We start from the raw sequence: 9,983 nt of genomic DNA, 5'->3' as shown, positions 1-9,983 counted from the left end.
GGGACGAACTGAGGGAGATCATTATGATCGACTACACGACCAGGTGGTCCCTTCCTCGTGGCAACTGGGTGGTCCCATCAGGCTGGCAAGCGACATGCCGATGCTCATTCCCGCCATCGAGGCGGCGCCCGCTATGATCACCTGCCGTCGGCCAACGGGGTGGAACCAACTCCCCCCGTTCGCGGATAACTGCATCAGCCACACCTCCTCATCTCCTGTACTTGCCTCGGTGGGGTCTTCTCCGGAAGGACCTTCGCGCACCATGGCGGTGAACGTGCCTCCGGCGTCGAGCGTGGCGTCGCAGAGTCGAGCCAGCTCGCGGCTCGGTGCCTTGGCACCCGTCTCGACCTTGCTCAGCTGACCCTTGCTGTAATGCACGAGCTGGGCGAATTCGGTAAGGGTGAGGCCGGCGGCGAGACGCCGACGGCGAAGTTCTGCTCCGAACTGAACCAGCCGTTGAACCACGTGGACCTCCGTCACTGTGAGTCCGAACAGCTGTGAGCCACCGCTTGCAACAGTGCGGCAGCCGACGTCGAACGGACAAGGGCGATGCCGGTGTTTCCCGTTTCCCGATTTGAAGACGACAGAAATCGTCATTGGCGCCGATACGTATCCCCGATTCGGTTCCGGGACTCCACCCGGATCGGGTCAAATCCGACGCAGAGAGCAGCCATCGTGAAGACTTGACAGATTCTTTGACGCACTAAATTGCACTAAAAGCACATATAGGCACCTTTGATGATAAAAGAACAGCCAACGGGCCGCCTAAGGATGGACGCACCCGATCCACACGGCGCCCGAGTCCCTTCACAACCAGATCCACCTGGTCTTGCCGCCGGAAGATATTGCCCCTATGGATGGGTGCGCCTCGCGCAGATCCCGCGCCGTCTGCTCACGCAGGAGTCCGTCGGCTTTCACTCTCGATCCGACGAACCCTAATCTTTAGCCATGAGAGCTTGGCACGACGCCCATATGAGGTTTTTCGTTGACCTGCGCTGAACAAATAGCCCGAGACGGACAACTAAATGCCGACCTGACTAGTCTTTCCGTCACAACCGCACCAGAAGTAAGCCGACGGGCTAGCCTGAGGTTCTCGCACTGCGATCGGTGGGATTGCGTTTGATGAGGGTGCGCAAGCTTCAGACGTGGCATGAGGAGTGCTCCGCTGGAAAGCGGATCAAGGATGACGGTCAAGGCCTTTTCGAACGCGTGGCGTCAAAGCGGATCCTGGTCAGCCGGTCGGCGGCGGGGCGGTCGAGGACGGTGACGCCGGCGGCCGAGGGGAGGCCGTGGGCGCGGGCGCTTCCGATGAGCACGTGCCAGCGGCGGCAGTGCCGGGCGAAGGTGGCCGCGGTGACGACCCGCCCGCGTGAGTACTGCCCGGCACGGGCCGTCTGCGGCGGGATGTCGAGGAGGATCACGTGCATGGCGGCGCCACGACGCCGGGCGAGCCAGGCGAAGCCGTACAGGATGTGCGGCCAGGTGCCCCTGGTGTGCGCGACGACGGCGTGCCCGCGCAGCACCGCGCGCGCGATACGCGACACATGGGTGGCGTGCACGATGGGGGTACGGGCCCGCGTGGGGACCGGCCCGAGGTAGCGCGCCCACCAGTTGCGCGCCTGGCGGGAGTCGATCACCCGCACGCCTCCGGCCACCACAGGCTCCGTCTCGTCACCTTTCAGTCCGTACAGGCGGGCGAGCAGCGTGCTCTTGCCGGCTCCTGGCAGGCCCGCGAGCAGCACCAGCGACCCGGCGGGATAGCGCAGTTCGCCGACGGACGCCATGGCCTGGACGTGCTGCCGCTCGTGCTCCGGCCGTGGGATGGTCGGCTCAGGGATCATTGGCTCTCGTCCTCTGCTCGGGAGCCCGATGGGGAGCGAGCGGAGTCCACCGGTCCAATCGGGCCCGTTGACATGAGGAACGCACGGAGCCCGCGAAGAGTTTCGGGACCGGCCTCTGTCCAGCCCACCGGCGCCCTTGACAGCGACATTTAACATGATTTCAATTAAGTCATAAAGAATGATCTGAAGGCATGCCGAAGTGCGGAATGCCTGGTCATCGCTGTGCCTGCGAGTGGAACCGTCGTTGTCGAAAGATAGAGGAACACGCGTATGACCAGGAGCACCATGGCGGACGCGGCCCGGGCACGGACGTGGCTGCTCGCCTTGTTCGCCGTAGTATTCGGCCTCACTGTCATCCCGGCCGCCGGTGGCGCACAGGCGGCGATCGCCCCGAGCTTCAAGGTGCTCGCCTTCTACAACGGCACCTGGGACGCGGCCCACATCAACTTCGTGCAAGAGGCCAACCGGTGGTTCCCGCAGGTGGCAGCGCAGAACAACTTCTCCTATACCGCCACCAACAACTGGGACCAACTGAACGCCGGCAACCTTCAGCAGTACCAGGTGGTGCTGTTCCTGGACGACCTTCCCCAGACCGCCGCTCAGCGATCGGCGTTCGAGCAGTACATGCGCAACGGCGGAGCGTGGATGGGATTCCACGTGTCCGCGTTCAACACCGATCCCCAGACCTGGCCCTGGTATCACAACCAGTTCCTGGGCACCGGGGCCTTCAGGTCCAACACCTGGGGACCCACCTCGGTCGTCCTGCGCACGGAGAACGCGACCCATCCCTCGACCGGACGGCTGCCGGCCACCTTCACGTCCTCGGTCAGCGAGTGGTACAGCTGGAACAACGACCTGAGGAAGAACCCGGACATCAATATCCTGGCGTCCATCGACCCGTCGAGTTTCCCCGTCGGGACAGATCCCAACCAGTCGTGGTACAGCGGCTACTACCCCATCATGTGGACGAACAAGAACTACAAGATGCTGTACGCGAACTTCGGCCACAACGCGATGAACTACGACACCAACACCGGGCTGTCCTCCACATTCGCCAGCGAGGTGCAGAACCGGTTCGTCATCGACGGCCTGCTGTGGCTGGGCGGAGCGGGCACTCCGCCGCCGTCGGACACCATCTCCCCGACGGCCTGGTACAGCCTCGCCAATCGCGGGAACGGGAAATGCGTGGACGCCCGGGCGGCGGCCTCGTCGAACGGCACCGCGATCCAGCAGTACACCTGCAACGGCACCTTCGCCCAGCAGTTCCAGGTCCAGCCGACCAGTAACGGCTTCGCGCGGATGAACAACCGCAACAACAGCGCCCAGGTGATCGACGTGACCGGTGTGTCCACGGCCGACGGCGCCCCTCTTCAGCTGTGGACGTACGGCGGCGGCAACAACCAGCAGTGGCAGGCGCTGTCCGAGGGCGGCGGCTACTACCACTTCGTCAGCCGCCTCAGCGCGAAGTGCCTGAGCGTGCCGGGCGCCTCAACGGCCGACTCCGTCCAGCTGGTACAGCGCACCTGCGACGGCACGCCCGCGCAGTCGTTCCGGATCTCCCAGCAACCCTAGGCGCGGGGGATCATCGCGCGGGCGGGGCGTGCCGGAAGGCGAGCCCCGCCCGCGCCATGGATCAGAGCGCGCCGGTCTCGATCGCGGCCTTGAGTCCCGCTTGCGTCTGCTGGTGGGAGGCGACGCCGTTCGTGACGACGAAGTCGATCAGCGAGGCGTCGGCTTCGAAGGTGAGGTGCTCGGTGACCTGGGTCGTCCCGCCGGGCAGCTTCTTGAAGACGATCTTCTGGTGGGTGACGACGTTGGGCTCCGACCAGGTGTCCGTCTCGTAGTAGAGGTCCTCCTGGTGAATGCGCTGTTGCGCGTGCGTCTTGCTGGTGACGATCGTTCCCTGGTACGGGATGTCCTCGATCGCCGTGAAGTTGATGTAGCGGATGTCGCGCCGGCACCACTCCTTGTGGGTGACGACGCGCTTCAGGAACGCGGCCCTGCCGATGTGGTTGCTGATGATCGAATACTTGGCGAAGACGCGTTGCACGGGAGCGTTGATCTGGATCGAGATCTGGGCCGTGTCCCGGCTCCGCCCCACCCCGGGAACGGGAGGCGCGGTGTCGTAGAACTTGTAGGTGTCCCACGCGGTCTGCCACTGGAGGGCGAGTTCGGCATCGCTCTCAGGCGTGTCCGCGCGGGCTGGGCTGGTGAAGGCGGTGAGGGCGAGTGTCGCGGCGAACAGCGGGGCCGCGAGAAGTCGCAGGAGCTTCTTCACATACACCTCAAGAAGAGACAGTAGATGCAAATGATCTTCTATCGCACATGACCGCCCTTGAGAACCCCTTACCGGCGAAGCGGTGTGAATCACCCGTTGCGGCTCGCTGGGAATCCCCGCCCCGATGCCCTACCAGGCGACCTGTGAGATGCCGCCGTCGTTCAGAACGGTGGTGACATGGGCGCCGTCGCTCAGGCGGATGCGCTCCAGGCTCCCCGGGAATCGAGCGATGAGGTACCGGCCGGACTCATCCATGGCCAAGGACAGAATCGAGTCCTTGACCGTCGGCCGGAGTGCCAACTCTCGGATGAGCTCGCCGCTTGGGGAACTGATTTCCTGTACCAAAGTGGAGCGGTGCCCGTCCTTTTCGGTTCTCGACAGGGGCACATAGGCCGCGGATCCGTCTGGGCCGAGAACCGCAGAACCACTCACGTACGAGGCGAGACCGTTTTGAGTAGCGGTTCCCCAAGCGGGATGCCTGGCTATCTCGGGCGCGTCGTTGATATCGAGGCCTGTGCTGGTGCTGTCAAGGACCCGCACGCTTACGTCGCCCGTGCAGGCCGCCCCGTCCGGCGGTGCGTTCCCGCACGGGCTCAGCACGGTCATGACAAGGTGCTTCTCGTCCGATGCCCAGGAGATCTCCGATATCCACGAACTCGTCTTCCGGGCCAAGGGGAATTCGTACACCCTGCTTTTGGACAGATCTCTGACGGTGAGACGCGCTCCCGCGGAACCGTCGCCGCCGAAACCCCCGAAGTAGGCGAGCTTCGAGCCCGACCAGGACATCGCCATGGCGATCGTCGCGGGGGTGAAGCCGTACGGCAGCGTCAACGGCTTGACCAGCGACACCGAGCCGTCCGACGCCAGGCCCGCACGAAAGAAGTGCGGAATCCTCCTTTCATCGGTGGCGGAGAAGATGAATCCCCCTCGTGCGACACTGGAGATCTGGTCTATCTCCAGGCCCTTGGGTGCGACGATTTCGTCGAGCCGCTTCCCTGTTGCCGACTCGTATGTGGCCACCGCGCGCCCGGAGCGGTTGGCGACGAAGAATTCCGGCCCTCCCAGGTCATCGTCCCCCGTGATGTCGTGCGCTTCCCCTGGAAGGTCGCCGGCCGCGATCTCGGGTGTCTCCCCGCACCCCATCAGTGCGGTAAGGAGGGTTGCGGCAACCAGCAACGATCTGGAAATTGATTTTCCCCGCAACGGTCCTGACCGGCCTTTCCTGATGGGCGGCGCACCGTGTCCGCCGCTGGGCACAGTTCCGCGGCCAAGACGCTAACGCTCGACGCCCCGGTTCGCACCGAAAACCCCGACTCCTGGCGGGCCTGCGGCCTCGTGGAGCGGCTCGTTCACCGCCGAGGCCGGGGACAGCTCAACCCGGAAGGCGCCGGCACCAGTGATGCGGGCACATCGGACGGCCTCCGGAGTCCCGGCGCGCGACGCGCTCGACCCGCGTAACGAAAAGGCCAACGTCGACGAGGCCGGTCGGCCGGGGGCCGAGGAGCCGCTTGCTCGGGAGCCGGAAGCCCGCGCATGTCGCCGAGCCGGGGCTCCCCTCTGTGCGCCATGCTCGCCGGAAACTCTCGCGGGCCTGGTACAGCCGGAACCGTACGGCCCGCCGGGACGCCGAGCATCTGCCCCGCGGCCTGCCCGTACAGGCCTTCCAGGTGGCGCGGCGTCAGCATCGCGCGGTGCTCGGGCGACAGCCGGTTCAACCCGTCGCGGATGCCGGCGGCCGGCGCCGCATCGTCCGTTCCGCCTTCCGCCGTGTCCGATTTGACGTAATGTGCATTATCGGGTTGTCCAAAACTGGGTGTAACCCATTAACCGGAATTGCGGCTTCCCCGTACATATTTGCCCATCGGGCAATCCGGACACGTCGTTCCTCTAACGATCCGTACTTTCGTCGATGACAGATTTAACAAATCGCCTATATCATCGCCGTTCGTCGTCTGTAGGCGATCTTGCGAGCCTGTCGCAGGCCCTCGGTGTGCCCTCTCTCCCCCCATCTCTCGGAGTTCCGGATGTCCCTCACAGAGCAACGGCCCAGTGCCGTCTCCGCCGCGCTGGCCAAGGATCGGCTCGGCGTCCCATCGGTCGTGTTCTTCGTGGTCTCCGCGGCGGCACCGCTGATGGTCGTCGCGGGTTCGGTCCCGACGGCGTACGCGGTGACGGGCGTCATCGGCGTGCCGTTCGCGTTCCTGATGCTGGGCGCGATCTTCGCGCTCTTCGCCGTCGGGTACGTGACGATGGCCAGGCACGTGGTGAACGCGGGCGCCTTCTACGCCTATGCCGCCCAGGGGCTCGGCCGGACGCAGGGGGTGGCGACCGCGTGGGTGGCGCTGCTGGCCTACAACGCGCTGCAACTGGGTCTCTACGGCATCATCGGGTCGGCCGCGGAACCGCTTCTCCTCGACTGGTTCGGCGGCTCGCCCGCGTGGTGGGTGATCGCGCTGGTGGCGTGGGCGCTGACCGGCCTGCTCGGGCTGCTGCGGGTGGACGTCAACGGCAAGATCCTCTCTGTCCTGCTGGTCAGCGAGATCGCCGTAGTCCTGGTGTTCGACATCGGTGACCTGTTCAACGCCGCCCCGAGCGGCATCAGCTTCGAGGGCTTCGCCCCCGGCTCGCTGTTCGTGCCCGGCGTGGGCGCCGCGCTCGCCACCGTCGTCGCCGGGTTCGCCGGCATCGAGTCGTCGGTGGTCTTCGCCGAGGAGTCCAAGGACCGCAACAGGACCGTGCCCATCGCCACCTACCTGGGCATCACCATCATCGCGGTCCTGTACGCGATCTCCGCCTGGGCGCAGACGGTACCGCCAGGGCCGGGCGGAATCGTCAAGGCGGCGACCGAGCAGGGGCCCACGCTGATCTTCGACCAGGCGTCCGCCCACTTGGGCTCTGGCGTCGCGACCATCGGCTCCGTGCTGTTCGTGACGAGCAGCATCGCCTGCATGATCGCCTTCCACAACACCACGGCCCGCTACATCTTCGCTCTGGGCCGTGAGAACGTGATCCCCTCGCTGTTCGGGCGGACCTCGGCCCGTACCGGCGCTCCGGTGGCCGGATCGGTGCTGCAGACGGCGCTCGGGCTGATCGTGATCATCGTCTACGCGATCTTCGGGCTCGACCCGGTCACGAAGCTGTTCTTCACCTTCGGCGCCTTCGGCGGCCTCGGGCTGCTGACCCTGCTCACCGTCACCTCGATCGCGGTGATCGTGTACTTCTCACGCAACCCCTCGGGGGAGACGGCGTGGCGGACGCGCATCGCACCGGCCCTGGCCGCCCTGGCGCTATGCCTGATCATCGGGCTGACGCTGATCAACTTCGACACGGTCCTCGGGGTCGCGCCCGACTCGCTCATCCGCTGGATCCTGCCTGGCATCTTCGTCGTCGCGATCATCTTCGGCGTCGTGTGGGGCCGTGTGCTGAAGGTGACCAGGCCGGAGGTGTACGCCAACATCGGCTTCGGCGCGCAGGCCGTGACCGGAGGCTCCAAGTGACGGCCGAGATCACCCGGCTGACGGCCGCGGACGCGGCCGGCGAGATCATCGCCGACACGTTCAGCCTCGATGAGATCACGAGCTGGCTCATCCCGCCGGTGGAGGACCGGCTGCCGATCCAGCGGCGGTTCTTCACCATGCACACCGCCCACGCGCTCGACCACGGCACCGTCTACGGGATCCACGAGTCGGGCGAGCTCTCCGGGGTCGCGGTCTGGTTCACCGCGCCGTTCCCCGAGATCCCCGGCCAGGAGGAGGAGATCGCCTCCTTCGCCGGGGAACACGCCGGACGCTTCGGCGTCCTCGGCGAGCAGATGGACAAGCTGCACCCGCACGAGCCGCACCACTACCTGGCGTTCATCGCCCTGGTACGAGGACGGACCGGCCGGGGCCTCGGCAGCCTGCTGCTGGAGGAACACCACCGGCGGCTCGACGCCCAGGGGATGCCGGCCTACCTTGAGGCGAGCAGCGAGGCCAGCCGCCGGCTGTACCTGCGGCACGGCTACGTGGACATGCCCGAACTACTCCGGCTGCCCGACGGCCCGGTCATGTACCCGATGTGGCGGGCGCCGTCGCCTCAGACACCCTCGGTTTGACGCCCGCCGACGCCGGCTTCGCCGACGACCTCGACGCGGCCCGCCGGACCCCGCCCCCCTTCGGCGGCTGACACCCGGCGGCACATCAGGGTGGTGCGCCCGGGGCGCGGCACCTGGCATACGGAACGGCCTCCCGGCTACGACCGGGAGGCCGTTTGCTTTTGCCGGACGGCCGGACGGCCGGACGTACACGGGCTCGGGCTCGGACACGGCTCGGACACGGACACGGGCTCGGACTCAGACTTGGGCTCGGCGGGCTCCTGGTGATCACGCCGTTAGCCACTCTGAGTGAATTACGAAAGGTTTCGGAAAGTTCATCCACGTTACAGCAGCTTAACGCCGACTTAAACGGTTAATGCACCCGAAACTTTTCAGCAATATATTGACACATTTCGCCGACCTCCGAAGAATGAGGCCCAGGCGAGATCCTCCAACCTTCGCCCGGGTTCCCAGCGGCATAACCACAGCTCAACGCCGTTCGGCGCCTCGGTGCCGACGCGGCGGGCGGCGATGCCGCGCGTACGTCCATGTCCCGATCACGTGTTCCACGGGAGGAACCAACATGATCGACAATGCCGTCCCCCCCGGCAGAGCCGAAAAACGACGTTCACTCACCCGAAACGCCATCGTCATCGCCGCCGTCGGCATCATCGGCGCGGCCTTCGCGTTGACGCTGCCGACATCGGCCGACGCCGCGAGCACGCTGGGCGGCCTGACGCCTCTGCTTAGCGCTGGTAGCTGCAGCGCGGGATACGTCGGCCTGACCTTCGACGACGGCCCCAACCCGAGCAACACCAACACCCTGCTGAACACCCTGAAGTCCAACGGCGTGCGGGCCACCCTGTTCAACATCGGGCAGAACGCCCAGAACAACACGGCCCTGGTCAAGGCACAGCAGGACGCCGGCATGTGGATCGGGAACCACAGCTGGACCCACCCGCACCTGACCCAGATGAGCAGTTCGCAGATCCAGTCGGAACTGCAGCGGACCCAGCAGGTCATCCAGCAGGTCACCGGAACCGCGCCCAAGCTGTTCCGCCCCCCGTACGGGGAGACCAACGCCACGCTCAAGTCGGTCGAGCAGCAGCTCGGCCTCACCGAGATCATCTGGGACGTCGACTCCCAGGACTGGAACGGCGCGAGCACCGCGCAGATCGTCCAGGCCGCCAGCACCCTGCAGAACGGCCAGATCATCCTCATGCACGACCAGTACGCGACCACGATCGCCGCGATCCCCCAGATCGTGCAGAACCTGACGAGCCGCAACCTGTGCGCCGGCATGATCTCGCCGTCGACCGGCCGGGCCGTCGCCCCGACCGGTGGCACCGACCCGACGCCTACGCCGACCCCCACGGTCACCCCTCCCCCCGGCGGTGGCAGCTGCACGGCCACGATCTCGCAGGGTCAGCAGTGGAGCGACCGGTTCAACCTGTCGGTAGCGGTCTCGGGCAGCAACTCCTGGATCGTCACGGTCACGGTACGCAGCCCGCAGAAGATCATCGCCACCTGGAACGGATCCCCGACGTGGGACTCCACCGGCAACGTCATGACGATGAGGCCCAACGGCAGCGGAAACACCTTCGGCTTCACGATCCAGCACAACGGGAACTGGACCTGGCCGGCGGTCTCCTGCCGAGTGGGCTGACCCCCGCGCGCGAGACCCCGCACAGCACCCGGTGACCAGGTCGTGGGGGTGGGGGGGGGGGGGGAGGGGGCGCGCCGCCCGGGGGGGGGGCCCGCGCGCGGCGAGCGCGGGGGGAGCCAAAGAAGC

General features: G+C 66.2%; 8 protein-coding genes. 4 read left to right on the top strand and 4 right to left on the bottom strand.

What is annotated here, in order from left to right; all coding sequences use genetic code 11:
• Positions 1 to 21: 21 nt before the first annotated feature.
• Positions 22 to 465, bottom strand: coding sequence for a helix-turn-helix transcriptional regulator (locus tag AB0B89_RS31855; protein ID WP_358560186.1), 444 nt, complete (start codon positions 463 to 465; stop codon positions 22 to 24).
• A 725-nt stretch (positions 466 to 1,190) separates the two neighbouring features.
• Complete coding sequence (locus tag AB0B89_RS31850) at positions 1,191 to 1,841, bottom strand: AAA family ATPase (protein WP_358560184.1); 651 nt, start codon at positions 1,839 to 1,841, stop codon at positions 1,191 to 1,193.
• 270 nt (positions 1,842 to 2,111) lie between these two features.
• On the opposite strand from AB0B89_RS31850, the gene AB0B89_RS31845 reads away from it, so the two are divergent.
• Entirely contained in the window at positions 2,112 to 3,413 is a 1,302-nt protein-coding gene (locus tag AB0B89_RS31845) for a ThuA domain-containing protein (protein ID WP_358560183.1), read from the top strand.
• 61 nt (positions 3,414 to 3,474) lie between these two features.
• Here AB0B89_RS31845 and AB0B89_RS31840 read toward each other — a convergent pair whose 3' ends face one another.
• Both AB0B89_RS31840 and AB0B89_RS31835 read right to left on the bottom strand, forming a co-directional pair.
• The gene (locus AB0B89_RS31840) at positions 3,475 to 4,119 is read right to left on the bottom strand and encodes a hypothetical protein (RefSeq protein WP_358560181.1); all 645 of its coding nucleotides are present in this window, start codon (positions 4,117 to 4,119) and stop codon (positions 3,475 to 3,477) included.
• A 129-nt stretch (positions 4,120 to 4,248) separates the two neighbouring features.
• Positions 4,249 to 5,295, bottom strand: coding sequence for a hypothetical protein (locus tag AB0B89_RS31835; protein WP_358560179.1), 1,047 nt, complete (start codon positions 5,293 to 5,295; stop codon positions 4,249 to 4,251).
• 848 nt (positions 5,296 to 6,143) lie between these two features.
• Here AB0B89_RS31835 and AB0B89_RS31830 point away from each other — a divergent pair.
• The 3 genes from AB0B89_RS31830 to AB0B89_RS31820 all read left to right on the top strand — a co-directional run bounded on the left by AB0B89_RS31830 (position 6,144) and on the right by AB0B89_RS31820 (position 9,857).
• Positions 6,144 to 7,616, top strand: coding sequence for an APC family permease (locus tag AB0B89_RS31830; RefSeq protein ID WP_358560177.1), 1,473 nt, complete (start codon positions 6,144 to 6,146; stop codon positions 7,614 to 7,616).
• On the top strand, positions 7,613 to 8,212 hold the full coding sequence (locus AB0B89_RS31825) for a GNAT family N-acetyltransferase (protein ID WP_358560175.1): 600 nt from the start codon (positions 7,613 to 7,615) through the stop codon (positions 8,210 to 8,212). Before AB0B89_RS31830 ends, AB0B89_RS31825 begins: the two co-directional genes overlap by 4 nt.
• A gap of 562 nt (positions 8,213 to 8,774) precedes the next feature.
• Positions 8,775 to 9,857: a polysaccharide deacetylase family protein gene (locus tag AB0B89_RS31820; protein WP_358560173.1), complete on the top strand. Its 1,083-nt coding sequence runs from the start codon at positions 8,775 to 8,777 to the stop codon at positions 9,855 to 9,857.
• Positions 9,858 to 9,983: the final 126 nt, after the last annotated feature.

Origin of the sequence: Sphaerisporangium sp. NPDC049002 (assembly GCF_040649355.1) — a bacterium.
Lineage (GTDB): Bacteria > Actinomycetota > Actinomycetes > Streptosporangiales > Streptosporangiaceae > Sphaerisporangium.
This window is presented reverse-complemented; position numbering and strand designations above follow the sequence as displayed.

What these genes read in the sequence shown, in the direction of transcription:
- AB0B89_RS31850 (WP_358560184.1), bottom strand. Translation starts at nt 1,841, where the DNA reads ATGATCCCTGAGCCGACCATCCCACGGCCGGAGCACGAGCGGCAGCAC.
- AB0B89_RS31845 (WP_358560183.1), top strand. Translation starts at nt 2,112, where the DNA reads ATGACCAGGAGCACCATGGCGGACGCGGCCCGGGCACGGACGTGGCTG.
- AB0B89_RS31830 (WP_358560177.1), top strand. Translation starts at nt 6,144, where the DNA reads ATGTCCCTCACAGAGCAACGGCCCAGTGCCGTCTCCGCCGCGCTGGCC.
- AB0B89_RS31820 (WP_358560173.1), top strand. Translation starts at nt 8,775, where the DNA reads ATGATCGACAATGCCGTCCCCCCCGGCAGAGCCGAAAAACGACGTTCA.